The sequence below is a fragment of the Myxococcus sp. AS-1-15 genome (genome assembly GCF_020037055.1).
Lineage (GTDB): Bacteria > Myxococcota > Myxococcia > Myxococcales > Myxococcaceae > Myxococcus > Myxococcus fulvus.
Window position 1 is genome coordinate 124,302 of record NZ_JAIQDF010000014.1, and the last position, 25,235, is coordinate 149,536.

Consider the following 25,235-nt stretch of genomic DNA (forward strand, 5'->3'; position numbering starts at 1 on the left):
CCCCCCGAGGAGGACGGCCGCCGCGTGCCTTCATCGGGACACGAGGCGCGGGCCCGACTCAGTTCCCTTCATAGATGCCGATGACCCCCGCCACCCACTTCTTGGTGGTGGAGTCCTGGTAGCCCAGGAAGGACACCAGCATCCGCCGGCCACTGCCGGAAGCATCCGCCTGGATGTCGCTCACCCGGGACATGCCGTAGCGGCGACCGAACACGTCCAGGCCATAGTTGGTGATGTTGCCGCCCTTGACGCGCGACAGACCGCCGCCCCACGACGCGCCCGTCCAGATGCTGCCGTCGGACGGGTCCTTGCCGAGCGCGGACAGGTACTTGTCCACCAGCCCCGAGCCCTTGCCCAGGTGGCCCAGCACCGCGCCGTTCGCGTCGATGCGCACCAGGCCGTTGCTGAAGGAGCTCAGCCACACCGTGCCGTCGTTGGCCACCACCGCGCCGGAGATGTTGTCCGGCACGCGCTCGGCGGGCGTGGAGTACTCGGGCTTGGCGTCCGGCCACAGGTCCAGCTTGTTGGTGGAGTCGTTCTCCGAGCCCGTCTGCGCGCGCCAGAAGTTGCCGCCCAGCGTGCCGTAGCGGAAGCGCGTGGTGCGGTCCGAGCCGCCGAACCAGACGTCGCCGCCCGGGTCCACCGCCACGCCGTAGTACGCGTCCGTCAGGAGAATCACCCGGCCGTTGGCGTCCAGCGCGTTGACGTGCGGGTGTACGTGCTCGAACACGCCGGTGCAGTTGAGCTGGCCGTTGCACATGGGCGCGCCGTTGAACTCCGCGTTGCCGCGCGCGAAGCCGTGGTTGCCGCCGAACCAGATGCTGTTGGTGCGCTTGTCGTAGCGCAGCCGCAGGATGTTGCAGAGCTTCTCGCGCCCGCGGGGCTCCGCGGCCACCACGTTGGGGCCGGAGAAGATGTCGTAGTGGATGACGTCCAGCGTGCCGTCACCGTTGAGCGTCACCTTGTCCGCGTCACCGCTCTTGTAGCGCGCGGGGTCGGGGCTGGGGCCGTCCCAGTTGTTCTCGCAGTGCTCGGAGCCCTTGCCGGGCATGCCCTCGTAGCCGACGAAGACGGTGCCCGCCTTGCCGCCCGCCACGGAGATGACCTTCAGGTACTTGGCGCCCGGCGGCGTGCTGCCGTCGTCCATGTACCCGTACGGACGCAGGCCGTCCTCCATGCCGTAGCGCACGAAGCGCTCCGCGCCGCGCTTGAGCAGGAACAGGCCCTCCTCGCCGCCGGCCACCCAGATGTTGCCCGCCTCGTCGGCGCTCACGCCGTACACGGTGAGCGGGCCGCCCTGGTCCGCGCCGTAGAAGCGCCAGCCGGGCGCCGAGGGCAGCGGCGGAATCTCCGCGTCCGCGCGCGGGTCCGGCGTCGTCGGGCCGCCACCGCCGTCCGGCGTGCCGGCATCCGGCCCGGTGGGCTCGCCACCCCCGCCGTCCGGCGTGCCCGCGTCGGGCTCGGTGGGCTCACCGCCCCCGCCGTCCGGCGTGCCCGCGTCCGTCCCGTCCGAGGGGCCCGGCCGCTCGGGCGGAGGACCCGGGTCGTCCATGCCTGGGTTGTCCTGCTGCGACTCGTCGCTGCTCTTGGAGTCGCAACCCGCCATGGTCCACATCGCGCCCGCCATGAAGAGCGCACCCGCCCAGCGCCATCCCCGCGTCATCCGCATCCACCCCGCGAAACCCGGACCGCCCCGGATGGGCGACCGTCGTCCGGGCACCTGCATCGCAAGGCCGATGCCAGGGTTTACCGCCGCTCCAAGCCGCCCTTCGTCCGCTCCCGGACAACGGGTGGGCAATCGGCTGCCCTGCCAGGGCAAGTCGCTGTCCCGAAGACCCCAGCAAACGTGCTAGTGGCTTGCCTCCATGGGTGGGAACGACGCGCGAGGTCGCACACCGCTGTCCCTGGTGGGCCAGGAGCCGGACCTCCTCTTCTACACACGGCAGGCGGCCGAGCACGGCGGGCCAGTGTTGGTCCTGGGCGCCGCCAACGGCCGGGTGGTCTGGGCCCTGGCCGAGCACGGCTACACCGCGGTGGGCGTGGACCCCTCCGAGGTGATGATCCGCTCCGCCGAGGAGCGCCGCGCCTCGGAGCCCGCGGAGGTCTCCAACCGCGCCCGCTTCCTCGTCGCGGACCCGCGCGCGCTGCGGATGCCGGACCGCTTCCCGCTGGTGCTCGCCCCCCAGCACGCGCTGGGGTTGATGCCGGGCAATGACGATTTGGAGGCGTTCCTCGCGACGGTGCGCCACCACCTCACGCCCGACGGCACCTTCGTCTACGACGTGCTCAACACGCCGCGCGAGCCGGTGCTCCCGCGCGATGATGAAGAGCCCAACGCGGGCCTGGAGCCGCGCCGCCCGCTGTTCGCCCTGCACCTGCGCGAGCGCAAGCAGCCGGGCGTGCCCAGCCCCATCCGCCGGCTCAAGCTGCGGCACTTCTCGCCCCAGGAGCTGGACAGCGCCCTCACCGCCGCGGGCTTCATCCCGCGCGAGCGCTACGGGCGCTTCGACGGCAAGCCCTTCGACCTGGAGGACTCGCGCCACATCGGCGTCGCGGGGCCGTGAGCTCCACGGCTACTTCTCGAAGCGGTAGCCCAGGCCCCGGACGGTGACGAAGTGGCGCGGCTCCTCGGGGTTCGGCTCGAACTTCAGCCGCAGCTGGCGCATGAAGTTGTCCACGGTGCGCGCGCTGCCCTCGTAGTGGTAGCCCCACGCGCCGGACAGCAGCTCCTCGCGGGTGAAGGTGCGCTCCGGGTGCGCCAGGAAGTGCGCCAGCAGCTTGAACTCCTGCGCCGTCAGCTCCACGGCCGCGCCGCCCCGGGCCACGGTGCGCGCGTTCATGTCCACGCTGACGTCGCCGAACGTCACCGGCGGCGCGCCCCCCGGCGTCGGGTAGCGCCGGCGCAGCACGGCCTTGATGCGCGCGAGCAGCTCCTGGAGGCCGAAGGGCTTCACCACGTAGTCGTCCGCGCCCAGGTTGAGGCCCAGAATCTTGTCGGTCTCCATGCCCTTGGCGGAGAGGACGACCACGGGCGTGTCCCGGCCGCGCTGGCGCAGCTCCTTGAGCAGCTCGAAGCCGTTGAGCTCCGGGAGCATCAAATCCAGCACCATCAGGTCCGGGTTGTCGTCCAGCGCGCGCTGCAGGCCGGTGCGGCCGTCCTGGGCCTGGAGCACCTCGTAGCCCTCGAAGCGCAGGTTCATGGAGAGGCCGGTGAGGATGGACAAGTCATCCTCCACCACCAGGATGCGCCGCGTCGTGTCGCTCATGCCTTCTGCACCGGAAGGTGGATGGTGAACCGGCTGCCACGGCCCAGCTCGCTCTTCACGGTGATGCTGCCGCCGTGGGCCTCGATGATACGCCGGGCGATGGCCAGTCCCAGCCCGCTGCCCTCCGTCTTTCGCGTCAGCAGGTTGTCCACCCGGTAGAAGCGCTCGAAGATGCGCTTGCGTTCCTTCGGAGCGATTCCCACGCCGTTGTCCTCCACCGTCAAGTCAATCCACCGGCCGGAGCGGTGCGCGCTCAGCTGGATGCGCCGGTCCGCCGGCCCGCTGTACTTGTAGGCATTCTGCAGCAGGTTGAGCAGCGCGCCCGCGACGGCTTCCTTGTCCACGTCCACGCGCGGCAGGTCGCCGGCCACGTCCACCTTCAGGTCCACGCCGCCCTCCAGCCGCTGGGCGCGGAAGGCGGACACGGCGGTGTCCACCACGTCCATCACCGGCAGGGGCTCGCGCTGGTACACCTTGCGTCCGCCCTCGATGCGCGACCAGTCCAGCACCCGCTCGATGAAGACGGACAGCCGCTCCGTCTCGCGCGTCAGCAGGGTGAGCACCTCCTGCATCTGCGCGGGGTCCTTGAGGCGTCCCAGGGCGAGCGTCTCGATGAACATGCGGATGGAGGTGAGCGGCGTGCGCAGCTCGTGGCTCACCAGGGACACGAAGTCCGTCTTCATGCGCGACAGCCGCGCCTCGCGGTACAGCACGCGGCCGGTGTAGACGACGCCGAAGGTGAGCGTCAGGTAGAAGAGCCCCAAGAGCACGCCGTACACGGCGCGGTTGCGCGTGGAGGCGCGGGCCACCGGGTCCTCGCCGGTGGGCAGCACCACCAGCCGGAAGTCCTGCAGGGGCGGGGACAGCACGCGCTCGGCGAGCACCTGCGGCCCCAGCGCGCTGGCGCGGGCCTGGGCCACCTCCGACACGAGCTTGCCCATGAGGCCGCCCTCGCCGGAGGACTCGCGGGGCACGGGCATCAGGCCGAAGCGCACCGGCTCGCTGGACACGGCGCGCGGCTCCACCTGCTCCGTCATCAGCGTCTCCAGGGCGCGCACGGACAGGCGGACGCCGCGCACGACGGCGCCGTCACGCTCGGCCACCACGACGACGGAGCGTCCACCGGTGGACAGGGAGAAGAAGGTGGGCGCCTCGGGGAGCGAGCCGACCTCTGGCAGCACGGTGCCCAGGGCCTCGGCGAGCTGGGGGTCCTCGGTGATGGCGCGACCGCCCTCCAGCTGGAAGGTGCCGTCGGGCTCGGAGAGGATGCGGCCGTCGGCGGCCTCCAGGCGCAGAATGCCGGCCTCCTGCTCCAGCCGGGCCTCGGCGAGCTGCCGGGGCAGCTCCTGGGAGAGCGTCTCCAGCGTCCCGCGCCAGGCGGACTCCAGGCGCTTCTCCACCGCGGCGCGCTCGTTGATGATGGCCACCACGCCGAAGCCGGACAGGCCGGCGGAGGGCAGCACCACCAGGATGATGAGCAGGGCGAAGGTGCGCCGGAAGCTCAGGATGACGGAGGACGAACGGGACACGTCCCACTCCTTTACTCCCACCCGGTGCGACACGCTCGGGCGTTTCGTCCTGGGGGGCGGCGAGGCCGTCTGTCCGGCACCCGGAGGCCGCCCCGGGAGGCCATCGACTTCGCGGGGGGTCTGGTGCAAGCATGCCAGGCTCGCGGGGGAGGCGAGCGACCAGGGCCGGGCGTGTCCTCCCCTCCGACACAGCGCGGCAACTTCCGACGACGAGGCACGGTGGGTGGGGTCCCGTCGGGGGACGCGAGAGGAGACTTCATGAAGCGGCATCTTCTGGCCGGGGTCCTGGCGGCGGCGCTCGGGCTGTGTGCGTGCGAGGACCGCTCCACGGGAGCGGCGTGGACCAACGCCTCGGGCTCGGTGGCGCTCAGCCGGGACGACGCCTTCCTGTACGTGGTGGACGCGGACACCGGCGTGCTCGCCGTGGTGGAGACCGCGAGCGGACAGAAGGTGGGCGAGGTGAAGGTGGGCGCGGGGCCGGAGCGGGTGGTGGTGGGCCCGGACGACACGGTCTACGTCTCCAACCGCGGGGCCCGCAGCGTGTCCGTCATCCGGCGGGGTGACTGGAACGAGGCCGCGCGGGTGGCGGTGGGCGTGGAGCCGATGGGGCTGACGGTGTCTCCCAACGGGGACACGCTCTACGTGGTGAACAGCACGGCGCTGGACTCCTCGGTGTACGGCACGCTGATGGCGGTGGACACGCGCACGTTGGAGGTGCGCTGGGAGCTGCCAGTGGGCGAGGAGCCGCGCGGTGTCGCGCTGGTGGACGGCGGGCGTCGGGCGCTCGTCAGTCTGTTCCGGCACGCGGACCTGGTGACGGTGGACCTGTCGGACGCGCACCAGCCGCGCATGCAGCGCGAGGGCACGGACCTGTACGCGCGGGCGAACACGCGGCAGGGTGTGGCGGCGGATGAGCCGATTCCCTTCCCCTCGTCGGACGTGCTGTTCCGTCCGCGAGGCATGGCGGACGTGGTGGTGGCACCGGACGGCGCGCGGGCCTTCGCGCCGACGTTGTGGGCGCGCGAGGACTCGCTCACGAGTGACGGGCGGGGGCCTGGGGGGTCGCTCTATGGCGGGGGTGGGCCGTGCAACACGGCGGGCGTGGTGGCGCCGGGCGTGTTGACGTTCAACACGGAGGACGGCTCGCCGCGGGTGGATGACCTGGACCAGTGCCGTCCGCCGCCGAGCGAGGAGCCGGACTTCCCGCCGTCGACCATCGTCAGCCCGGAGTCGAGTCACCCCATCCAGGGGCCGGTGGCGGCGGTGGTGGACCCGTCCGGGCAGTGGCTGTTCCTGGTGAACCGCGAGACGGACAACGTGGCCATCCTTCCGACGCAGCGGCGCACGGGGCTGGATTTGACGGGGGAGCGGGGCAGCACGGTGCGGCAGTTGGTGCGGGTGGGCTCGGGGCCCAGCGGCATCGCGATGACGCGCGATGGGCGCAAGGTGTACGTCTACAACGCGTTCGACCACACGGTGACGACGTTGGTGAACGACGGCTCGGGGAACGTGGCGAACGTGCGCACGCAGGGGGCGCCGATTCCGGTGGTGGGGGAGGACGTGCTGACGGCGCAGGAGGCGGCGGGGCGCAAGCTGTTCTATTCAGCGCTGGATTCGCGGATGACGAGCGCGGGGGTGGCGGCGTCGTGTGCGTCGTGTCACCTGGACGGGCGGGATGACGGGCACGTGTGGGGCTTCCCGGACGGGCCGCGGCAGACGCCGAGCCTGGCGGGGCGGAAGGTGACCGAGACAGGGCCGTTCCACTGGAGCGGGGAGTTCCCGTCGATGAGGGACTTCCTGGACGCGACGGTGCGAGGGCGGATGGGCGGCACGTCGCTGGATGGGGTGATGGTGGCGCAGCTGTCCGCGTTCATCGACGTGATTCCCACGCCGGACAATCCGTATCGGAGCGGTGTGCAGACGGCGGCGCAGGCGCGGGGGGAGCAGGTGTTCAAGAAGGCCGCGTGTGACACGTGTCACGAGGGCGCGCACTTCACGAACAACAAGCAGGCGGACGTGGGGACCTTCATCACCACGGGGCCGATGCGGGACGACGACAACACGCGCAAGCGCGGGTTGAACACGCCGTCGCTGTTGGGCCTGGCGCGCACGGCGCCGTACCTGCACGACGGCAGCGCGCTGTCGCTCAAGGGCCGGCTGATGCAGGGCAGGGCGTCCAACAAGCACGGCACCACCGCGGACCTCACGGAGGCGGAGGTCGACGACCTGGTGGAGTACCTGCGCACGCTGTGAGGTGACAGCGTTCGACGATGTGACGGAAGAACGCGAGGTCAACGATGCCGAAGGACTGGGCCAGCACCTTGGTCGAGCTTGTGACAACGCCTGTTTCATGGGTGAGCGATGTCATGGAGGCCTTGGTTGATACCCCGGTCCACGAGCGGTTCTCCAATTCCATCAAGTCCGATGTGTTTCAGGACTCGCACCTGCGAGACATCGATAAGGTCAGCAGCGGTCGAAAGCTCCGTGCCGGGACGATCCTTCGGGTAGGGAGAGTAGCCCCCTGTGTCAGGGAAGTTGTCGCCTCGGCGAACAAGCCGAGCTGACGACGCCTTGGGGGCGAGAGCAGGCAGGACTTGGTGCCGTACACGGATGCATTCAAGACGCAGATGGTAAAGCGGATGGTAGTCCCTGGCGCGGTGAGCGCGGCGGCGCTGGATCGCGCGTGGAGGCCTCGGCGGCGCCCGGAGGCTGACGAGCCCGGGATAGCGGCAGCCGACGAGGCCGCGGACCACCAGCTCACGGCGAAACGTCAACACCGGCTCGCCGGGCCGACGTCCTCGTCGGTCGGTCGCTGGTGACGTCCACCGCGAGAATCTCCGACTCCTCCAACTCGCGGCCCAGCCGCTCGAGGACGCGCTCGCTTACGACCACGACGGTCCGGAAGACTCTCGAAAAATCGACCGTTGGCACATTGTCCAGGCGCATCTCGTCGAACGGGGGCAGCGGCATCTCGGAGTCTCCGCGGCCGCACGTCCTGCAGGGCTCGCCGGCATCGACTCCCCGAATGCTCCCGCCAGGCTGAACCTCGAGTTCCAGCAGCTCTGCCACTCCCGGACGTGCCTTGAAGCGTGTCGGGACAGGGATGGCGCCGGTGAGCCCCGTGAGTCGCGCCGCCAATGCCGGCTGGATGAGGAGTAGCCACGGCATGTGGATGACCACCGGGGGGAACTTCCCCTTGGCCTTCCCCGTCAACGCGCCAAACCCAGTGCCCGGCTCAACGACGGCTCCGCGGGGCACCAGCGGCAACACCCGCTCCCTCAGCTTTACGAACTGCTCCCAGGGCACGCACTGCGCTCGTTCCAATTCGCGCCTCTCCGTCAGTGAGGAGAGGTCCACGGTCGGATAGTCGTAGCCGACACCAGCCCAAGTCTCCCGACAGGTTGGGCACTTCACTCCGGGCAATCCCCACTGCCGGTCGAGGTGGAAGCTCCCGCTCCATTTAGACCGCTCCACATCGCGTCGTTCCCTCAGCGCGTAGTAGCGCATTCACTCTCCCGCGGCAGCGGTCATCGCCAGCTTCTGCCAGTACGTCATTGGAACACCGATGAGCCCATAGCGCTCGACCATCACTCCGCCATGCCGGAAGTGCGCCGCTTGAGACGGTGGTGTTCGCTGACTCTCAATCCACATGCGCCAATCTCGATTCCATGGTCCGCCATCATTTCCGGCGTGAACCCTCCGATGCTCAGCAACGTCGACGAGCAGAGTGTACTTGTGGATGTCGATGCCGTTCCTCCGGAAGTACGCCTCGAAGGCGCGCGGAAAGATATGGTGTCGCTCCTTCTCACGGCGCTTCCACTCCGAGATTGCCTTCCGTGCAGCCTTGACGCTCGGCAGCTCCTCCTTTCGGTACCACGGGATGATGAAAACAGCCTCGCGGCCTGGAAGGGGAACCGCACCACCCCAGTACCGTTGGATACGTGCTGTCGCGGCGTCTGCGCTCCGGGCAGGTGCAACTCGAAGGGCATACGGCGGCGAGGCGAGATCCTCGCAGCGGAAGAGGCCGCACTCGTCCTCGCTGCACGACGGGGCATAGCAGCCCTCCTCGGACGCCCCTGCTGACGCGGCGCAGGACTCCGAGGAGTCTTCAACGTTGGCCGTGCGCAAGTCGTCGGTTCCAACATGTGCCGGCGCACCTGCGCAGCCAGCGGAGAACAGCAGCAGCAAAACCCACCACCTGAGCGTCTTCATGAGGTCCCCGGCCACGCTGAATCGCTGGATGCAGTCGTGTTGTGAGTGCATGTTTTTACGGATTTGCAGTCAGTGCTAGTGTTGCCCGGTCACATGAATCCAGGTGGCGGTCATGATCTTCGGTCGGGAAGACACCCGCACATCTGTGCAAGCTGGATGAAGCGCTGAGCGCCTACCTCGATGAGATGGTGGTCGGCATGGGACGGCTGGAGCGCCGCCGGGCCATGGAGGCGTATTTGACGGGCCTGCTGCTGGACGGGGAACGCAAGAGCGTCGAGCCGATGGCGTCCCGACTGGTTGAGGACACCCGCGAGGTGGAGGTGATGCGCCAGCGGCTGCAGCAGTGCGTCTCGCAGGGGACGTGGAGTGACGAAGCGCTGCGAGAGCGGCTGGCGAGGACACTGGAAACCGAGGTGCCGGAATTGGAGACCCTGGTGGTGGACGACACGGGGTTTCCGAAGAAGGGGCAGCACTCGGTGGGGTGGCCGGCAGTCCTCGGGCACGTTGGGGCGCACGGACAACTGCCAGGTGGCCGTCAGCCTGCATCTGGCAGGGCGGCGAGGCAGCGGATGCATCGGCATGCGGCTGTACCTGCCCGAGGACCGGGTCACGGACACAGTGCGGCGCAAGGCGGTAGGTGTGCCCGAGACGGTGGGAGCAGCGCGTAAATGGGAGCTGGCGCTAGGCCCTCCAGGAACTGCGCCGCACCTACCCGTGAAGAAGGGGGCGAGTAGGGGCGCCCTCGGACGCGCTTCGTCACCGACGGCAGCGCGCTGTCGCTCAAGGGCTGGCTGATGCAGGGCAGGGCGTCCAACAAGCACGGCACCACCGTGGACCTCACGGAGTCGGAGGTCGACGACCTGGTGGAGTACCTGCGTACGCTGTGAGGCGTGCGCTCAGCGGATGGGAAGCTCGCGGAACGTGATGCCGTCCAGTTGCAGGCGGCTCACGGTGTCCACGAGGCGCTCGGTGCCGATGAGCATGGTGGCGAAGTTGCCCAGCCTGAACAGGTCCAGCTCCGTGGAGAGTGAGGCCGCATCCAGGATGGGGGCCTCGGGCCACCGGAGGTTGAGGCGACCACACGTTGCGCAGGGCGGTGGATGGTCGGGCGGCATGCAGTCGAGGTGCAGTCGCCCTAGGGGGTTGAGCTGAATCTCCAGCAGCTCTGGTGGGTTCTTCTGCCGGAAGCGCAGCTCGGTGCGGCAGCCTCGGGGACCGCGGATGCCCTCGGCTTGAAGTCGCTCCAGCGCATCGGGCTGCATCAGCAGCCGGATTCCTCCGAGCCAGTCGATGGGGCCGAACCTGCCCGAGGCGCGTCCCACCAGGGGCCCAAAGGTCGTTCCTGGTGGAAGGGGCGTTCCGGGTGGGACGAAGGGGCGGGCCAACTCCCGCAGGCGCACGAACTCCGTGAAGGGCTCGGGTCTTGGTCGCTCGAACTCAGCGTGCTCGGTGATCCCCGAGAGGTCGACCTCGGGATGGTCATGACCCACGCTGCTCCAGGTCGCGCCACAGGCGTGGCAGCGGACACCGGGCAGTCGCCATTTGTGCATTCCATCGAGTTCGCCGCCGTGCCTCGCCGTGGCTGCTTTGTCCTCGTCCAACAAGAAGTAGCGGCTCATTCGTGGCGAGGCTCCCGGCCGGGAGTCGTATGGCTAGGGACGGGACGGGCCCAGTTCCTCGGGGAGCGGTGTCCGGAGGAATCGCTTTCCCGTGGGGAGGACCACGACCTGGAAGCCCTGTCCCTCGATGCGCACGAGTTCTCCGTCTGTACCCGCTCCGCTGGTGAGCCATTCATCCGCCAGTGCACGCGTCGCGAAGTCCTGGGTGATGCGAACCTCGGAGGCCGGGTCCGAGAACTCCGCTCGATATCGGAAGAACGCATCCATTTGATGCGTATGCCGGAGATAGAGCAGGGCGATGCCGGCCAGTTGAATGGCCTCGTCTTCCTTGGACCCAGGTTCGTAATGGCCACCGGCCTCGCCGAGGAGGCGCAGCGTCGTCTCCATGTCGAAGCTCTTGGGCGAGGTCATCGATTCCATGGATGCACGACGGGGTGACGCTCTCGGCTCACGGCGTCCCGGAGTCCACCTCGGGCTCCGGCGGCGTCGGCACGCGGAAGGAGTCCGGACGCGTGGCGCCGAGCGCGAGGCGCGCGACATCCAGCGCCTGCTCCGGCGAACCCCCGAGCCACGTGACGATGAGCGCGCACGGCGTGTCGTCGTCCCACGCCATCACCTGCAACATCCCCTGCGCCGGAGCCCTGCGCGCCGCCGCCTTGCCGAGCGCCGGAATCTCCTCGCCGCCCAGGTTCAACGTCGGCTGCAACAAGGCCTGCGTGTCCGCTTGTGAATAGTGCGGCTTGCAGTCCCACGTCACCGACACCGTGACGTCCTTCTCCGACGCCGAGCGGAACGTGCACAGCGGACCGCACGTGGGACACGCCCGGTCCTCCTTCATCGTGAAGCCCGGCAGCATCGACTCACGCACGTCCGAGGGCAGCAGCACCTCGCACGCGGGCAGCATCGCGTTGACCTGTGCCACCCGCGCCGCCACTCCCGCATCCGCGTCCGCCTCCGTCGCGCGCGAGCGACACGCCAACCCCATGGCCAGTGTCACCCACAACGCCACGCGCCCTCCTGCCCTCATCCCTTGGCTCTCCTCGGTCGCCCACCACCCGGCGCGCCGCGGATGGTAGACCGGTGCGGCGCTGGCGAGGACACGTTTCCCACCGCCCCCTGCCTACCAGCCGACGGGGCACACCCAGGGTCGCGCTCCGTCCCGCACCCGGCTCGTGTCCCTCCCGCGCCGTGGACTAAGCTCGCAGCCGTCTCCATGCCCTCCGTCCGCTTGCTCCTGGTGCCGCTCGCCCTCACGCTCGGGCATGCCACCGCCTGGGCCCAGGCCCCCGTGGTCCGCACCCCGCCGCCCGAGAAGCGACCGTGGGACCCCTCGGCCCCACAGCCCGCCGAGCAGGTGCCCGCGCCCTCCCGGAACGACTCCCCGGACGACACCTCCTGGACCGGCTTCCCGGGCGCCGCCACCGCGCCCACCGGACCGGACGCCGCGACGCTGCCCCGCCTGCCCGAAGTCCCACCCCTCGTCCCCGTGCCGGACGACGAGGAGCCCGTCCCCGTCGCGCCCTCGACGCCGCGCATCCCCGAGCCCCCACCCGGCCCGCCTCCCGTCCCCAACCGCGTCAGCCTCCTGGGCGCGCGCTCCGTGGGCCCGGGCGGCGTGGCCGTGGGCCTGTCGCTCGGCTTCCCCGTCGCCTCCGTCCGCGCGGCCTTGGGCGTGCTGCCCCGCGTCGATGTGCTCGCGGGCTTCGACACCCTCTACGGGATGATGAACGAGCCGCGCCTGGGTCTGCGCTGGACGGCGCTGGACGGCGGCCCGCGCTGGAGCCTGGGCTTGGTGATGGAGGGCAGCCACGCGTTCTTCCTGCGCTCGGCCAGCCTGGAGGACCGGGGCGCGCGCTACCTGAGCGGACGCCGCAACTGGAACCTCATGCCCGGCCTCGTCGGCACCTTCCAACTGCGCGGCCCACGCGCCACGCGCTTCTTCGCCGACGTGCGTTATCACGTGGCCCTGGACACCGAGCCCATCCAGCGCACGCCCCTGGGCGGACTGCCGCCGGACCTGGTGTCCTCCGGCTCCGTGCCCGTGCGCCTGGGCGCCGAAGTGCCGCTGAGCGAGAAAACGTCCTACTCTGTCTCCCTGGGCGGTGACTTCCGCAGCCGCCCCGAGGACGCGACCTTCATGCCGGTCGTCTCCATCGGCATCGTCACCGGCCTCTAGCGCCGGTGTCCTCCACCCCCTCGAAGCGAGGTCTTCATGCGTGGCAGTGTCATCGGCTCGGGTTCCTTCGGTACCGCCCTGGCGAACGTGCTGGCGGCGAACTGCGAGGACGTCCGCCTCTGGGGCCGTGAGCCGACGGTGGTGGACGCCATCAACACGCGGCACGAGAACCCCACCTACCTGCCCGGCATCCCCATCTCCGAGCGCGTGCGCGCCACGCTGGACCTGCAGGAGGCGCTCGACGGCTCGGAGCTGGTGGTGCTCGCCACGCCCAGCCACGCCACGCGCCAGGTGCTCGCGCGCGCCAAGGACTTCCTGCCGCGCAACGTGCCCATCATCACCGTGTCCAAGGGCATCGAGAACGAGACGCTCCTGACGATGACGGAGCTGCTCGAGGACTGTCTGCCCGAGGAGTTCCACCCGTACCTCGCCGTGCTCTCCGGCCCCAGCTTCGCCAAGGAGCTGGCGCGGCGCATGCCCACGGTGGTGACCATCGCGTCGCACTGGGACAAGGTGGCCGTGCGCTGCCAGAAGGCGCTGCAGACGGAGACCTTCCGCAGCTACACGTCCACGGACGTGGTGGGCGTGCAGTACGGCGGCGCGCTGAAGAACGTCATCGCCATCGCCGCGGGCATGGCGGACGGCCTGGGCATGGGCCACAACGCGCGCGCGGCCATCATCACGCGCGGCCTGGCCGAAATCACCCGGCTGGCGGTGCGCAAGGGCGCCAACCCCCTGACGCTGTCGGGCCTGTCCGGCATGGGCGACCTGGTGCTCACGTGCACCGGTGAGCTCAGCCGCAACCGGCACGTGGGCATGGAGCTGGGCAAGGGCAAGAAGCTGGCGGACATCCTCGGGCAGATGAAGGAGGTCGCCGAGGGCGTGAAGACGGCGCGCAGCGCCCGGGACCTGTCGCTCAAGACGGGCGTGGAGCTGCCCATCTGCCAGCAGGTCTACCTGATTGCCTACGAGGACAAGAACGCCAAGATGGCGGTGGTGGACCTGATGACGCGGCAGCCCAAGTCCGAGCTCGTCTGACACGGGTTGGGATGTGGGCCCCGCGCGCTGTTCCGGCGCGCGTCGGGGTGCTGTTAGAAACCGGGCTCAGCGTGTCCCTCTCGAGCCTGGCGAACCTGCCGTCCTTCCGTGCCTTCCGTCACCGGGAGTTCCTCGCGGTGTGGTCGGGGGCGCTCGTCTCCAACGTGGGCACGTGGATGGAGGTGCTCGCGCTGGGCGTCTTCGTCACGAAGGTCACGGGGCGCGCGGAGTGGACGGGCGGTGTGGCGGCGCTGACGTACCTGCCCTCGCTCATCCTGTCGCCGTTGGGCGGCGCGCTGGCGGACCGGTTCGACCGGCGCAAGTACGTCGCGGTGTGTGCGGCGTCGCAGGCGCTGCTCGCGGGGGTGCTGGCGACGCTGGCCTTCACCGGGAGCCTCACCGTGCAGGCGGTGGCGGGCATCTGCTTCCTCAATGGCTGCGTGCACGTGCTGTCGGGGCCGGCGTACACGGCGCTGGTGGCGGGGCTGGTGGCGAAGGAGGACCTGCACAGCGCGATGACGCTGATGTCGGCGCAGTTCAACCTGGGGCGCATCGTCGGGCCGGTGCTCGCGGCGGGGTTGCTCGCGGCGGGCAACGTGGCGTGGGTGATGGTGGCGAACACGCTGTCGTTCTTCGCGGTGTTGTTCGCGGTGGCGCAGGTGCGCGCGGAGCCCAGGGCCTCGCTGCCCGCATCCTCCCGGGGGCTGTGGGGCGACATCCTCGAGGGCGCGCGGCTGGCGCGCGGCGACTCGGGCATCCGCCTGTCGATGGTGGCGCTGTTCCTGCTCGCGCTGTTCATCTCGCCCTTCATCGCGTTGGTGCCGGTGTTCGCGCTCCAGGTGTTCGGCGCGGATGCATCCGCCGCGTCGGTGCTCATCGCGGTGCAGGGTGTGGGCGCGCTCGTCGCGTCGGGCCTGGTGGGCGGCCTCGCGGTGCGCTGGGGCAAGGACCGGGTGGTGGACCTGTCGATGATGTTGATGGGGCCGGTGACGATGGCGTACTGGCTGTCGCCCACGCTGCCCGTGGCGATGGGGAGCATGTTCGTGCTGGGCGCGGTGTACCTGGTGGTGATGACGGGGCTGAGCACGCGCAACCAGGAGCGCGCGCCGCGCGAGCTGCAGGGCCGGGTGAGCAGCCTCGCGATGATGCTCGTCAACGTGGGCTACTCGGTGGGCGTCTGGGCGCAGGGTGCGCTCGCGGACCGGGTGAGCGTGCGTGGCGTCACGGCGACGGCGGCGGCGCTGTTCTTCCTGTCGATGGTGGGGCTGCGCTGGCAGCGCCCGCGTACGGCGGACGTCGCGAGCACCTGACGTCTCAGCCCTTGTTCGGCAGGAGCGCGAGCACGCGGGCCAGCACGGCGACGCCCTCTTCGTACTCGCCCAGCTCGATGTGCTCGTCGGGCGTGTGGTCCAGCGCCGAGTCACCGGGGCCATAGGCGACGGTGGGCACGGCCCAGGTGTCCGCCACGGTGTTCCAGTCCGAGGTGCCCGTCTTCACGCGAAGGGTGGGGCGCGCGCCGCGCTCGCGGATGGACTGCTTGAAGGCGCGGGTGAGCGCGTCATTGCCCTCGGCGGACACGGCGCCCTTGCGGGACACCGTCTTCACCGAGACGTCGGGCACGCGGGTGAGACACGCGAGCAGGGCGTCCACGTCGCTGGTGGGGCCGGTGCGGATGTTGATGTTCGCGGTGGCCCACTCGGTGTCGTGGTCGGTGCCCGTGTGGAAGGACAGGAGCGAGGGCAGGTCCTGCTCGAAGAGGGTGCAGCCGGGGTTGCGCTCGTCGCAGCGGCGGCGCAGGGCGTTCCAGGCGTCGACGAGGTGCTCGGCGGGGGCGCGATAGTTGCGGCTCGCGGTGTGCTTGCGCGCGGCGCGGTACTCCAGCTCCAGCCGGACGAGGCCCTTGTAGCCCAGGGTGATGGCGTGAGCGCCGCTGGGCTCGCCGTTGACGACGAAGTCCGGGCGGTGGTGCTCGCGAGCGTGGAGCGCCCCCCGGGTGATGGCGACCTCCTCTTCCACACAGCCCAGCAGCAGGAAGCGCTTGCCGGCGCGCTCGGAGTCATCGAGCAGCTCCGCGGCCTCGATGAACGCGGCCAGCGCGCCCTTGGCGTCCACCGCGCCTCGGCCGAACAGGCGCGTGCCTTCGAGGCGCACGGGGATGTCGCCGGGCACGGTGTCGATGTGGCCCAGCAGCGCGACGCAGGTGTCGCCGTCGCCAAGGCTGGCCACGGTGTTGCCCATCTCGTCGACATGGGCGCGCCAGCCGCGACGCTCCAGCCGGTCCGCGAGCGCGCGGGAGAAATCGCGCTCCTGGTGACTGGGGCTGTAGTGCTCCAGCATCCACCGCAGCAATTCCGAGCTCGCCTCACGCACCCGCATCAGCCACCTTCACACCCGAAGAAGTGAGCTTCGTACCCGCCTCGCCCGCCAGCGCGGACAGCACGGGGCGGGGCGCCGCCGAGGCCGTGACGTGCGCGGACCGCACGCCTCCCGCGAGCGCGCGCCGAGCCGCCTCCAGCTTGTAGCGCATGCGTCCCCTCGCGAAGCCCATGACCCGCTCGACCTCATCGCTCTCACGGATGAGCGAGCTTGGGTCCGTGGGGTCCTCGAGCAGCCCCGCCACGTTCGACAACATCACCAGCGCGCGAGCCCCCAGCGCGGCGGCAATGGCGGCGGCCACCTGGTCCGCATCGACATTCACCAGCACCCCATCCTCCGTCACCGCCGGAGGACACACGACCGGAGTCTGGCCCGCGTCCATCAACATGCCGAGCAGCCGCGTGTTCACCTCGGTCATCTCCCCGGCCAGGTGCGTGCGGTCGATGCGCGTGCGAGTCCCGTCCTGAATCTTCAAGGGCGGCCTGCGCCGGGCCACGAGCACCCGCCCGTCCGCGCCGCACAGCCCCAACGCCGGCACTCCGCGCGACAGCAGCGCGAGCACCGCGCGCTTGTTGACGTCCCCCACCCACGCCATCGTCAGCACGCGCAGCGTGGCCTCGTTCGTCAGCCGCACCACGTTGCCCGAGGCCGTCAGCGCCTCCGTGCGCTCCATGCCCAGCGAGGCCAGCAGCGAGTCGCCCGCCTCCGAGCCACCGTTCACCACGACGACCCGCTCGCCACGCTGGCGCAGCTCCGCCACGTCGGCGCAGACGTTCTCCAGGTCCACGCCCGCGGCGCCGCCAATCTTCACCACCAGGGGCGCCGGCTGGGACACGGTGCTCATCCGATGACGCTCGCGCCGCCGTCGATGAGCTGCACGGTGCCGGTGATGAACGACGCGCGCTCACTGGCGAGGAACGCGGCCGCCGCGGCGAACTCCTCCGGCTCACCCACCCGCCGGAGCGGGATGTGCGCGGCCATGGCCCGAAGCCCCGCCTCGACATCGCCCGACGTATTGCTCCCCGCCGTGCGCTCCACGGGCGGCGTGCGCGTATAGCCCGGCGCGAGCACGTTGACGGTGACACCGCAGTCGCCCAGCTCCTGCACCAGCGCGGAAGCAAACCCCACGATGCCCAGGCGCGCCGTTCCGGACAGGGCGAAGCGCGCCACCGGCCGCACGACCGTCTCCGAGGTGATGAGCAAGAGCCGTCCCCACTTCGCGGCCTTCATGTACGGCAGCGAGGCCAGGGCCAGGTTGATGGCCGGCAACATCACCGTGTCGATGGCCTCCTGGTACGCGCTGATGTCGAACTTCGTCGCAGGCCCCGGCGGAGGCCCGGCGCTGTTCGTCACCACGATGTGGGGGCCGCCCAGCTTGCTGGCCACGTCCTCCACCCACGCCTTCGCGGCGCCGTGCTCCTTCAGGTCCACACGCGTGGCCAGGACCTTCCCGCCGCGCGACATCAAGCGCAGGTGCGCCTCGGCGCGAGCCAGCCGCTCGGCGTCGCGCGCGCCGATGGCGACATGCGCGCCTTCCTTCACCAGCTCCTCGGCCACGGCCAGCCCCAGTCCGCTGGAGCCACCGGCGATGAGCGCGACCTTATGGGTGAGTCCCAGTTCCAAGGTTCTTCCTCCGAATGTCCGACACGGTCCTGACGGGACCTGCTCCAGGGTCGGAGCTCACCACCAGCCCCAGCCCGCCGGAGCTTCCGGCAATGAGTGCGACCTCATGGATGAGTCCCGGTTCCAAGGTTCCGACACGTTCCTGACGGGGCCTGCCGCAGCGCCGGGCTCCACGGCCAGCCCCAGTCCACTGGCGCTACCGGCGATGAGCGCGACCTCCTGCATGAGTCCCAGTTCCACGGTTCTCCCTCAAGTGTCCGACATGTCCTGGTGGGGCCTGCACCATCGCGGGGCTCCTCGCCAGCCCCGGTCCCCGGGCTCCACCGTCGATGAGCGCGGCCTTATGAATGAGTCCCGGTCCCCAGGTTCCCACTCCGAGCGTCCGACACATTCTTCGCGGGCTCCGCTCCGGAGCCGACGTCCACGGGGGCTGGCGTTCCCCGGTACTGGTAGCGCCCCGTCAGCGGCCACGCGAGCGTGGACACCAGCGTCTTCACCTTCGCCGGAAGTTCCTTGCGCCACGCATCGTCGCCGGGCCGCAGCAGCGTGGAGCCACTGAGGAACCGGTCCGGGTTGCCGGTGACGGTGTGGTTGCGGCCCAGCACCACCGTGCGCCCCTTCACCGGATTCACCGAGCGGTCCACCTGGATGAGCTCCAGCAGCGAGTCGATGGTGGCCTGAGGCGACGCGATGAAGTCCTCGTAGCGCAGGAACAGCGAGCGCTCCGGGTGACGCCGGGTGACCAGCTCCGAGGCCACGTTGAAGCCCAGCCAGTATGCGGTGCTCCGCGCGGCGGACATCGGCACGACGTACTGCTTCGTCTTCGTCCACGAGTGCGCCACCGCGCGAGGGTCCCTCACCAGGTGCAGGTAGTACGGGGTGATTCCGTCCACGTGCGGCAGCAGCGCCGCCTCGGAGGGAAACTTCCCGCTGTCCACGATGATGTGGCTGCCGGTGGCGTCCGCGATGGTGCGGTAGGTCCGGGCGAGCAGCTCCGCGTGCTCGTACAGCGCTGGCGAGGGCGTGCCCTGCCGCAGCACGCGCCACGTGTGCCGCGTGCGCACCGTGTCCAGCTGTCGGCGCACCACTCGCGCGGCGTGGCCCTGCGCTGACTCACCCGGCGCCACGCCCTGCTCCAGCACCTTGGCCCACAGGGCGCACTGCACCAGCGGCGTGCCGCAGCCGCACATCGTGTTGGAGCCGTTCCCGTAGGCGTTCTTCCACAGGAAGCTCAGCTCACCGGTGTGGAAGCAACCCGCCACCTCGTTGAGCACGTTGCCGATGATGGTGCTGCCGCTGCGGCACCAGCCGGTGATGTAGAGGACGGTCAGCGTGCTCATGGGCGGGCACCGAGGGGGAGGTGGCGCATGGGGGGAGTCTTTCACGTCAGAGGGGGTGGAGGCCGCGGAAGCCGAGGCCCTCCGTTTCGGGCCTGCCCAGCATCAGGTTCAACGCATGCACGGCCGTACCCGCCGCGCCCTTCACCAGGTTGTCCAGCGCCGCGTTCACCACGATGCGCCCGCGCTCCGCGTCCACGTCCACCGACAAGTCACAGTGGTTCGTGCCCGACAGCGGGCCCGGCTCGGGGAACGGTGACGCGCTCGCGTTGGCGCGCAGCACGTTCACGAACGGATGCTCACGGTACGTCGACGCGAGCGCGCGCAGGGGCTCGTTGGCGTCCTCGAGCGGACGCGCGGCGAAGGCGTGCACGGTGGCGAGGATGCCGCGGACGCTGGGCACTGCTGTCGCGCTGAAGTGCACGGTGGCGCGCGTGCCGGTGAAGCGCTCCGTCGCGGCCTCGATTTCGCCCGTGTGCCGATGTCCCGTGGGCCGATAGCAGCGCAGGGCCGAGGCTCGCTCGGGATGATGCGAGGAGCGGTCCGGCGTCGCGCCGCCGCCCGACGAGCCCGTCTTCGCGTCCACCACCACCATCTCGGGACGCACCAGCCCCGCACGCACCAGGGGCAACAGCCCGAGCAGCGCCGCGTGGGCCATGCACCCGGGCACCGCCACCAGCCGCGCGTCCTTCAGTCGAGCGCCCGCCCACTCCGGCAGGCCATAGACGAACTCGGGCAGCTCCGTGGGCCGGGGCGCGCGGGGATACCAGCGCGCGTGCTCGACGGGGCCGAGCCGGAAGTCCGCGCTCAGGTCGATGATGCGCGCGGCGAGCGGACTCACCTGCGACCAGCGGCGGATGAGCTCGCCGGAGGGCATGCAGGAGACGAGCACGTCGCACGGCTCCAGCGCGTCGTGGGGCGCGAAGCGCAGCGTGCTCGCGCCGCGCAGGTGCGGGTGGGGGAAGTCGAGCCGCTTGCCGGCGTGCTGCTCGGACGTGGCCTGGGCCACCTCCACCGCCGGGTGCGCGAGGAGCAGCCGCAGCACCTCGCCGCCCGCGTAGCCCCCGGCCCCCAGCACCGCGACGCGCGTCATCGCAACGTCTCCCGCACGTAGTCCGCCATCAGCTCCGGCAGGGGGATGCCGGTGAACTCGATGCTCCGCGCGAACTCCACGCAGTGGTTGATTTCGTTCACCAGCACCTCGCCTGTCCGCGTCTCCAGCAGGTCCACCGCCACCATCTCCCCGCCCACGGCGAGCGCGGCCTGCTCGGCGAGCCGGGCGTGGGACTCGGGCACCTCGTAGCGCTCCGGCACCGCGCCCCGGGCGGTGTTGGTCACCCAGTGCTCGGAGCGTCGGCGCATCCCGCCCACCGCCTTGCCGATGACGTACACGCGCAAGTCGTAGCCCGGCTTGTCGATGTACTGCTGCACCAGCGCCACGTGGTCCTGCGCGCCGCCCATCTCGAAGCGCATGGACATCATGCCCTCCGCCGCGTGGACGCCGTCCACGCGCGCCACCATGCGTCCCCACGAGCCGAGCACGGGCTTGGTCACCACCGGGAAGCCGCGCTCCTGCATCTGCGCGACGCAGGCCTCCTCCTCGAAGCCCACGAAGGCCCAGGGGATGGGCACCTCGGCCCTGGCGAGCGCGAGCGTGGTGAGCGCCTTGTCCCCGCACGTGGCGATGCACTGCGCGGTGTTGAGCACGCGCGAGCCCTTCACCTCCAGGATGGAGGCCAGGTAGCGAGCCCGCGTGAAGGACATGCTGCGCATCAGCACGGGGCCGCCGTCCTGCCAGCGCTCGCGACTCAGCGGGAGCACCAGCTCCGAGTCCGCGTGCGTCCTCACCCCGAAGCCCCGCGCGCGCAGCGCGTCCGCGAGCATGCGCTCCTCGGTGCGCAGGCGGGTGTAGACCAGGTGGACCTCGTGGCCTTGCATCATCCCCTCCTGGCCGGTGCCAGCGCCGCCAGCCGGGGGCGGGGCAGGGCGCCGAGAATCGTCTCCACCAGCGCGCCCGCCTCCAGGCCGTGGCGCCGCAGCAGCGACTCGTGTGTGCCGGCCGTGGAGTCGTAGCGGTCCTGGATGCCCGCGCGCACCACGCGCCGGCCCAACCCATGACTCGCCACGCTCTCGCACACCGCGCCGCCCAGGCCGCCGAGGATGGAGTGCTCCTCCACCGTGACGAGCAGCCGGGTCCGCTCGGCCGTCTCCAGGAGCGCCTCCTCGTCGAAGGGCTTGAGCGTGTGCAGGTTCACCACGCGCGCACAGACGCCCTGGGTCTCCAGCCTCGCGGCCACGTCCAGCGCCACGCTCACGCCCACCTCGCCGTGCGCGATGATGCCCACGTCGCCGCCCTCGCGCAGGCACATGGCGCGCCCCAGCGCGAACGCGGGCCGGGCCACGTCCAGCCGCGTGACGCGGTTGCGGCCCAGCCGCAGATACACCGGGCCCTCCAGCTCCAGCACCGCCCGCGTCGCCTGAATCGTCTCCAACCCGTCCGCCGGCGACACCACCGTCATGTTCGGCATGGAGCGTAGGATGGCCAGGTCCTCGATGGCGTGGTGCGTGGGGCCGAAGAACGCGCCGGACAGTCCGCCGTAGTCGCACACCAGCTTCACGTTGGCGCGCGCATAGGCCAGCCCCAACCGCACCTGCTCGCACGCGCGCATCGCGCCGAAGGGCGCGAACGTGTGCGCGAAGACGACGTGGCCGGTGGCCGCCATGCCGCTGGCGATGTCCAGCATCGCCGCCTCGCAGATGCCCAGGTTGAGGAAACGCTCCGGGTGGCGCGCGGCGTACGGGTCTCCACCTCCCGCCAGGTCCGCCTCGAGCAGCACCACGCGCTCATCCTGGTCCGCGAGCCGGGCCAGCGCGTGCCGGAACACCAGCCGGTTGGACAGGCCCGGCTGCTCCGCGAGCCAGTCCGAGGGCGCCGTCAGCAGGTCCGCGCCGCTGGAGGTGGAGCTCGTCATGGCGTCACCTCCCCCAGCGACGCGAGCGCCCGCTTGAGCTGCTCCGGGTTGAACGTCGCGTAGTGCGGCCCCTTGCCGCGCAGCATCGGCACCCCCGCGCCCTTCTTCGTGTTCGCCACGATGGCGCGAGGCCCCTCGGCGGGCGCCTCCAGCGCGGAGGCCAGCGCGTCCAGGTCGTGCCCGTCCACCTCCACGGTGCCCAGGCCGAACGCGGAGAGCCGCTGCACCAGCGCGGCCTGGGAGAGGATGCTCTCCGTGGGCCCGTCGTTCTGTCCGCCGTTGCGGTCCACCAGCACCGTGAGCCCGCTCAGCTTGTGCTGCGCCGCGATTTGCAGCGCCTCCCAGTTGGAGCCCTCGCCCATCTCACCGTCTCCACAGATGACGAACACGCGGTTGGCGCGCTGCCGCAGCCGATGCCCCAGCGCCATCCCCACGCCCAGGCCCACGCCGTGTCCCAGGCTCCCCGTGGGGAACTCGACACCCGGCACCGCCGCGCTCACGTGTCCGGTATAGGGACTGCCCTCCGCGTTGTAGCGCTGCACCAGTTCTTCAGCGTCGATGAAGCCGAACTCGGCCAGGGCGGCGTAGAGCCCCGCGGCGGCGTGGCCCTTGGAGAGGATGAGCGAGTCGCGCTCCTCCCAGCGGGGCTCCTGGGGCCGCACGTTCATCACGCGGCCGAGCAGCACCACGAGCAGCTCCACCATGGAGAGCGAGCCTCCCAGGTGGCAGCCCACGGGCGTGGCGGCGAGCCGGAGGATGGTCCGGCGGATGCGACGGGCGCGCTCCTCGAGGGGTACCTGGACCATGGGTGTCATGCCGGTGGAAGCGTGCCCGGTGTCATCATCGAGTGGGACGCACAATCCTGGCTATTCATTCCAAAGTAGGAAACCGAGAGCGGCCCCGTCAATGTGAGTGAGGGTCCTTGGGGTGCAGACATGTGAGCTTTCGCAGTCTTGCTGGTTTTACATGCGAATCGGTATGGTTCGCGCGGTCCGGAAAGTCACGCGGTCCATGGAGGATGTGGACGATGGACGCACGGTTCGGAAGCGGCCCCACGCGGGAGCAGGCGGCGCTGTACCGGAGCAGGGGCTGGTGGCGTGACGAGACGGTGCTGGACGACCTGCGTCGTGCCATCCAGAAGCACCCGGACAAGCCGGCCATCGTCGCGGCGCGCTACTTCGCCAAGGACGTCACGCGCATCAGCTACGCGGAGCTGGGACGGTACGCGGAGCGCTTCGCGGGCGCGCTCGTGTCGCTGGGCGTGGCCCGGGGCGAGCTGGTGGCGGTGCAGCTTCCCAACTGGTGGCAGTTCACCGCGCTGGCGCTGGCGTGCGCGCGCATCGGCGCCGTCATCGCGCCCATTCCTCCCGACTACCGACGCCGCGAGGTGGAGTTCATCCTCGGCAGGACGGAATCCTCCGTCTACATCGGACCGCCGAGCTGGAGCGGCCACTCGCACCGGGACATGCTGCGCGAGGCCGTGTCGTCGCTGCCGGCGTTGAAGCACCGCGTCTTCCTCGGCGCGCAGGGCGCCACCCAGCCGGGCGAGCTGGACTTCGAGGCGTACTTCGTCGAGCGGCGCTGGGAGGACGAAGTCGCCCCGGCGACGTTGGACGCCAGGTCCGCGCGCGCCGACGACATCTGCAATGTCCTCTACACCTCCGGGACGACGGGCGAGCCCAAGGGCGTGGTCCACTCGCACAACACCAACTACGGCATCACCCGCGCCATCGCGGACGTCATGGCCCTGGGCGAGGACGACGTGGTGTGCCTGCCCTCGCTGCTCACCGCCTCCAGCGGATTTACCTACCTGTACTTGATGGCGGTGAACCTGGGGGCGACGGCTGTCTACATGGACGTGGGGGACCCGGAGCTCACGCTGCGCTGCATCCAGGAGCACGGCGTCACGTTCATGTATGGGATTCCCACGTATGTGATGAACGTCATCGCGGCGAAGAAGAAGCGCGGCGGTGAAACATCCTCGCTGCGCCGGCTGTCCACCGGCTCCATCCCCGTGCCGCCGCACCTCATCGCCGCGGTCCGCGAGAGTTTTGGCGTGCCACTGCACACGCTGTGGGGGATGACGGAGAACGGCGCGGTGACGATTACGCGGCGCGACGACCCGCCGGACTGGCCGTCCCACAGCGACGGGCGCCCGGTGGAGTGGATGGAGGTGCGAATCGTCCCCGCGCTGGCGGAGGACGGCTCGCCCTATCCGGAAGGGACGGGACGGCTGCTCGTCCGGGGCGCGAGCCAGTGCCTGGGCTACTTCAAGCGGGAGGACCTCTACCGCGCGAGCGTGGACGCGGAGGGTTGGTTCGACACGGGGGACCTCGCGCGGGACGACGGGCGCGGGGGCATCCGCATCGTCGGGCGGCTCAAGGACGTCATCTTCCGCTATGGCCAGAAGGTGCCGGTGGTGGAGGTGGAGTCGGCGCTGTACTCGCATCCGAAGGTGAAGGAGGTGGCCGTCATCGGTCACTCCGACGACCGCATCGGCGGCGAGCGGGTGTGCGCGGTGGTGGTGGCGCGCGACGAGGCGCCGACGCTGGACGAGCTGCGCACGCACTTGAAGGGCCTGGGCATGTCCAACCAGTACTGGCCGGACCGGCTGGAGGTGGTGGAGGAGATGCCCAAGACGCCGTCGGGAAAGATTCGCAAGTACCTGCTGCGCGAGCGGCTCAAGGGCCCCACCGCCAAGGTGGGCTGAGGCGTCACCATGAGGAGCACACGTGAGCACTGACACGAGCACCACGCCCCTTCAGCGCCAGCTCGCCGCGTACTGGCGCGAGCTGCTCGGGGCCGAGGTGGTGAGGCCGCAGGACCACTTCCTGGAGGTGGGCGGCAACTCGCTGATGGCGACGATGCTCGCCAACCGCATCGAGGAGGAGCTGGGCGTCCAGCTCTCCATGGTGGACCTGTTCGACACGCTGGAGCACGTCACCGAGGTCTGCGAGGAGCAGCTGCGCGAGCAGGGCCGCACCTTCCCCGCGGCTTGAAGTCCCGCCCGGGCAGTCCCCGGGCACACGCCTCACGCCTCACGCCTTCGCGAAGTGAAGCGACCTGTCCGTGTCGTGGGGCTTCGTG

The 25,235-nt window shown here is 70.4% G+C and carries 24 protein-coding genes and 1 pseudogene; 9 read left to right on the top strand and 16 right to left on the bottom strand.

Translation table 11 applies throughout. The annotated features are described in order from the left end of the window. Positions 1-58 precede the first annotated feature (58 nt). On the bottom strand, positions 59-1,663 hold the full coding sequence (locus K8625_RS31755; RefSeq protein ID WP_223784821.1) for a hypothetical protein: 1,605 nt from the start codon (positions 1,661-1,663) through the stop codon (positions 59-61). Positions 1,664-1,865: 202 nt separating this feature from the next. On the opposite strand from K8625_RS31755, the gene K8625_RS31760 reads away from it, so the two are divergent. Next, on the top strand, positions 1,866-2,564 hold the full coding sequence (locus K8625_RS31760; RefSeq protein WP_223746365.1) for a bifunctional 2-polyprenyl-6-hydroxyphenol methylase/3-demethylubiquinol 3-O-methyltransferase UbiG: 699 nt from the start codon (positions 1,866-1,868) through the stop codon (positions 2,562-2,564). A gap of 9 nt (positions 2,565-2,573) precedes the next feature. Here the strand turns inward: K8625_RS31760 and K8625_RS31765 are convergent, their stop codons facing one another. Together K8625_RS31765 and K8625_RS31770 are read right to left on the bottom strand one after the other, a co-directional pair. Then, complete coding sequence (locus K8625_RS31765) at positions 2,574-3,266, bottom strand: response regulator transcription factor (RefSeq protein WP_141332557.1); 693 nt, start codon at positions 3,264-3,266, stop codon at positions 2,574-2,576. Next, positions 3,263-4,795 carry an ATP-binding protein gene (locus tag K8625_RS31770; RefSeq protein ID WP_223784822.1) on the bottom strand — a complete coding sequence of 511 codons (1,533 nt, stop codon included), beginning with the start codon at positions 4,793-4,795 and terminating at the stop codon, positions 3,263-3,265. Before K8625_RS31770 ends, K8625_RS31765 begins: the two co-directional genes overlap by 4 nt. 258 nt (positions 4,796-5,053) lie before the next feature. Between K8625_RS31770 and K8625_RS31775 the strand changes: the two genes are divergently transcribed. Then, positions 5,054-7,048: a c-type cytochrome gene (locus tag K8625_RS31775; RefSeq protein ID WP_223784823.1), complete on the top strand. Its 1,995-nt coding sequence runs from the start codon at positions 5,054-5,056 to the stop codon at positions 7,046-7,048. Between the two features lie 504 nt (positions 7,049-7,552). Here the strand turns inward: K8625_RS31775 and K8625_RS31780 are convergent. Next, positions 7,553-8,302, bottom strand: a complete 750-nt coding sequence (locus K8625_RS31780) for a double-CXXCG motif protein (RefSeq protein WP_223746368.1) — start codon at positions 8,300-8,302, stop codon at positions 7,553-7,555. Continuing rightward, positions 8,303-9,007 carry a TIGR02269 family lipoprotein gene (locus K8625_RS31785; protein ID WP_223746369.1) on the bottom strand — a complete coding sequence of 235 codons (705 nt, stop codon included), beginning with the start codon at positions 9,005-9,007 and terminating at the stop codon, positions 8,303-8,305. It abuts the gene before it with no gap. A 224-nt stretch (positions 9,008-9,231) separates the two neighbouring features. Here K8625_RS31785 and K8625_RS43945 point away from each other — a divergent pair. Both K8625_RS43945 and K8625_RS43950 read left to right on the top strand, forming a co-directional pair. After that, positions 9,232-9,396: pseudogene (locus K8625_RS43945) on the top strand (transposase); the annotation flags it as partial. Continuing rightward, entirely contained in the window at positions 9,374-9,802 is a 429-nt protein-coding gene (locus tag K8625_RS43950; RefSeq protein ID WP_370640322.1) for a transposase, read from the top strand. The pseudogene K8625_RS43945 and the gene K8625_RS43950, both read left to right, overlap by 23 nt. 101 nt (positions 9,803-9,903) lie before the next feature. Here K8625_RS43950 and K8625_RS31795 read toward each other — a convergent pair whose 3' ends face one another. The 3 genes from K8625_RS31795 to K8625_RS31805 all read right to left on the bottom strand — a co-directional run bounded on the left by K8625_RS31795 (position 9,904) and on the right by K8625_RS31805 (position 11,653). Then, on the bottom strand, positions 9,904-10,626 hold the full coding sequence (locus K8625_RS31795; RefSeq protein ID WP_223784824.1) for a double-CXXCG motif protein: 723 nt from the start codon (positions 10,624-10,626) through the stop codon (positions 9,904-9,906). Between the two features lie 33 nt (positions 10,627-10,659). Then, on the bottom strand, positions 10,660-11,013 hold the full coding sequence (locus K8625_RS31800; protein ID WP_223784825.1) for a hypothetical protein: 354 nt from the start codon (positions 11,011-11,013) through the stop codon (positions 10,660-10,662). A 61-nt stretch (positions 11,014-11,074) separates the two neighbouring features. After that, positions 11,075-11,653, bottom strand: a complete 579-nt coding sequence (locus K8625_RS31805) for a hypothetical protein (RefSeq protein ID WP_223746371.1) — start codon at positions 11,651-11,653, stop codon at positions 11,075-11,077. A gap of 186 nt (positions 11,654-11,839) precedes the next feature. Here K8625_RS31805 and K8625_RS31810 point away from each other — a divergent pair, with 186 nt between their 5' ends. The 3 genes from K8625_RS31810 to K8625_RS31820 all read left to right on the top strand — a co-directional run bounded on the left by K8625_RS31810 (position 11,840) and on the right by K8625_RS31820 (position 15,150). After that, positions 11,840-12,802, top strand: a complete 963-nt coding sequence (locus K8625_RS31810) for a hypothetical protein (protein WP_223784826.1) — start codon at positions 11,840-11,842, stop codon at positions 12,800-12,802. A 36-nt stretch (positions 12,803-12,838) separates the two neighbouring features. Further along, positions 12,839-13,840 (top strand): NAD(P)H-dependent glycerol-3-phosphate dehydrogenase, encoded by a 1,002-nt coding sequence (locus K8625_RS31815; protein ID WP_141325653.1) that lies wholly within the window; start codon positions 12,839-12,841, stop codon positions 13,838-13,840. 71 nt (positions 13,841-13,911) lie between these two features. Beyond that, positions 13,912-15,150: an MFS transporter gene (locus K8625_RS31820; RefSeq protein WP_223746374.1), complete on the top strand. Its 1,239-nt coding sequence runs from the start codon at positions 13,912-13,914 to the stop codon at positions 15,148-15,150. Positions 15,151-15,154: 4 nt separating this feature from the next. Here the strand turns inward: K8625_RS31820 and K8625_RS31825 are convergent, their stop codons facing one another. The 8 genes from K8625_RS31825 to K8625_RS31860 all read right to left on the bottom strand — a co-directional run bounded on the left by K8625_RS31825 (position 15,155) and on the right by K8625_RS31860 (position 22,954). Beyond that, positions 15,155-16,216, bottom strand: a complete 1,062-nt coding sequence (locus tag K8625_RS31825; protein WP_141325651.1) for a M20/M25/M40 family metallo-hydrolase — start codon at positions 16,214-16,216, stop codon at positions 15,155-15,157. After that, on the bottom strand, positions 16,203-17,060 hold the full coding sequence (locus K8625_RS31830) for a [LysW]-aminoadipate kinase (protein ID WP_223784827.1): 858 nt from the start codon (positions 17,058-17,060) through the stop codon (positions 16,203-16,205). Before K8625_RS31830 ends, K8625_RS31825 begins: the two co-directional genes overlap by 14 nt. After that, the gene (locus K8625_RS31835; protein WP_223746376.1) at positions 17,057-17,839 is read right to left on the bottom strand and encodes an SDR family oxidoreductase; all 783 of its coding nucleotides are present in this window, start codon (positions 17,837-17,839) and stop codon (positions 17,057-17,059) included. The genes K8625_RS31830 and K8625_RS31835 overlap by 4 nt, the downstream gene beginning before the upstream one ends. 341 nt (positions 17,840-18,180) lie before the next feature. Continuing rightward, on the bottom strand, positions 18,181-19,179 hold the full coding sequence (locus tag K8625_RS31840; RefSeq protein WP_223784828.1) for a sulfotransferase: 999 nt from the start codon (positions 19,177-19,179) through the stop codon (positions 18,181-18,183). Positions 19,180-19,225: 46 nt separating this feature from the next. Continuing rightward, complete coding sequence (gene argC / locus K8625_RS31845; RefSeq protein ID WP_223784829.1) at positions 19,226-20,269, bottom strand: N-acetyl-gamma-glutamyl-phosphate reductase; 1,044 nt, start codon at positions 20,267-20,269, stop codon at positions 19,226-19,228. After that, a complete protein-coding gene (locus K8625_RS31850; RefSeq protein WP_223784830.1) occupies positions 20,266-21,114 on the bottom strand; it encodes a RimK family alpha-L-glutamate ligase in 849 nt (282 codons plus the stop codon). Before K8625_RS31850 ends, argC begins: the two co-directional genes overlap by 4 nt. Then, positions 21,114-22,148, bottom strand: a complete 1,035-nt coding sequence (locus K8625_RS31855; RefSeq protein WP_223784831.1) for a transketolase family protein — start codon at positions 22,146-22,148, stop codon at positions 21,114-21,116. Before K8625_RS31855 ends, K8625_RS31850 begins: the two co-directional genes overlap by 1 nt. Next, a complete protein-coding gene (locus K8625_RS31860; RefSeq protein WP_223746381.1) occupies positions 22,145-22,954 on the bottom strand; it encodes a 1-deoxy-D-xylulose-5-phosphate synthase N-terminal domain-containing protein in 810 nt (269 codons plus the stop codon). The genes K8625_RS31855 and K8625_RS31860 overlap by 4 nt, the downstream gene beginning before the upstream one ends. Positions 22,955-23,175: 221 nt before the next feature. Between K8625_RS31860 and K8625_RS31865 the strand changes: the two genes are divergently transcribed. Continuing rightward, a complete protein-coding gene (locus K8625_RS31865; RefSeq protein ID WP_223784832.1) occupies positions 23,176-24,858 on the top strand; it encodes an AMP-binding protein in 1,683 nt (560 codons plus the stop codon). Between the two features lie 22 nt (positions 24,859-24,880). Then, a complete protein-coding gene (locus tag K8625_RS31870; protein WP_223784833.1) occupies positions 24,881-25,147 on the top strand; it encodes a phosphopantetheine-binding protein in 267 nt (88 codons plus the stop codon). Positions 25,148-25,235: the final 88 nt, after the last annotated feature.

Excerpts from the sequence above, each read along its gene's own strand:
- K8625_RS31755 (WP_223784821.1), bottom strand. The coding sequence starts at position 1,663 with ATGACGCGGGGATGGCGCTGGGCGGGTGCGCTCTTCATGGCGGGCGCG.
- K8625_RS31760 (WP_223746365.1), top strand. The coding sequence starts at position 1,866 with ATGGGTGGGAACGACGCGCGAGGTCGCACACCGCTGTCCCTGGTGGGC.
- K8625_RS31765 (WP_141332557.1), bottom strand. The coding sequence starts at position 3,266 with ATGAGCGACACGACGCGGCGCATCCTGGTGGTGGAGGATGACTTGTCC.
- K8625_RS31775 (WP_223784823.1), top strand. The coding sequence starts at position 5,054 with ATGAAGCGGCATCTTCTGGCCGGGGTCCTGGCGGCGGCGCTCGGGCTG.
- K8625_RS31780 (WP_223746368.1), bottom strand. The coding sequence starts at position 8,302 with ATGCGCTACTACGCGCTGAGGGAACGACGCGATGTGGAGCGGTCTAAA.
- K8625_RS31785 (WP_223746369.1), bottom strand. The coding sequence starts at position 9,007 with ATGAAGACGCTCAGGTGGTGGGTTTTGCTGCTGCTGTTCTCCGCTGGC.
- K8625_RS31795 (WP_223784824.1), bottom strand. The coding sequence starts at position 10,626 with ATGAGCCGCTACTTCTTGTTGGACGAGGACAAAGCAGCCACGGCGAGG.
- K8625_RS31800 (WP_223784825.1), bottom strand. The coding sequence starts at position 11,013 with ATGGAGACGACGCTGCGCCTCCTCGGCGAGGCCGGTGGCCATTACGAA.
- K8625_RS31805 (WP_223746371.1), bottom strand. The coding sequence starts at position 11,653 with ATGAGGGCAGGAGGGCGCGTGGCGTTGTGGGTGACACTGGCCATGGGG.
- K8625_RS31810 (WP_223784826.1), top strand. The coding sequence starts at position 11,840 with ATGCCCTCCGTCCGCTTGCTCCTGGTGCCGCTCGCCCTCACGCTCGGG.
- K8625_RS31815 (WP_141325653.1), top strand. The coding sequence starts at position 12,839 with ATGCGTGGCAGTGTCATCGGCTCGGGTTCCTTCGGTACCGCCCTGGCG.
- K8625_RS31825 (WP_141325651.1), bottom strand. The coding sequence starts at position 16,216 with ATGCGGGTGCGTGAGGCGAGCTCGGAATTGCTGCGGTGGATGCTGGAG.
- K8625_RS31830 (WP_223784827.1), bottom strand. The coding sequence starts at position 17,060 with ATGAGCACCGTGTCCCAGCCGGCGCCCCTGGTGGTGAAGATTGGCGGC.
- K8625_RS31840 (WP_223784828.1), bottom strand. The coding sequence starts at position 19,179 with ATGAGCACGCTGACCGTCCTCTACATCACCGGCTGGTGCCGCAGCGGC.
- argC (WP_223784829.1), bottom strand. The coding sequence starts at position 20,269 with ATGACGCGCGTCGCGGTGCTGGGGGCCGGGGGCTACGCGGGCGGCGAG.
- K8625_RS31850 (WP_223784830.1), bottom strand. The coding sequence starts at position 21,114 with ATGCAAGGCCACGAGGTCCACCTGGTCTACACCCGCCTGCGCACCGAG.
- K8625_RS31855 (WP_223784831.1), bottom strand. The coding sequence starts at position 22,148 with ATGACGAGCTCCACCTCCAGCGGCGCGGACCTGCTGACGGCGCCCTCG.
- K8625_RS31860 (WP_223746381.1), bottom strand. The coding sequence starts at position 22,954 with ATGGTCCAGGTACCCCTCGAGGAGCGCGCCCGTCGCATCCGCCGGACC.
- K8625_RS31865 (WP_223784832.1), top strand. The coding sequence starts at position 23,176 with ATGGACGCACGGTTCGGAAGCGGCCCCACGCGGGAGCAGGCGGCGCTG.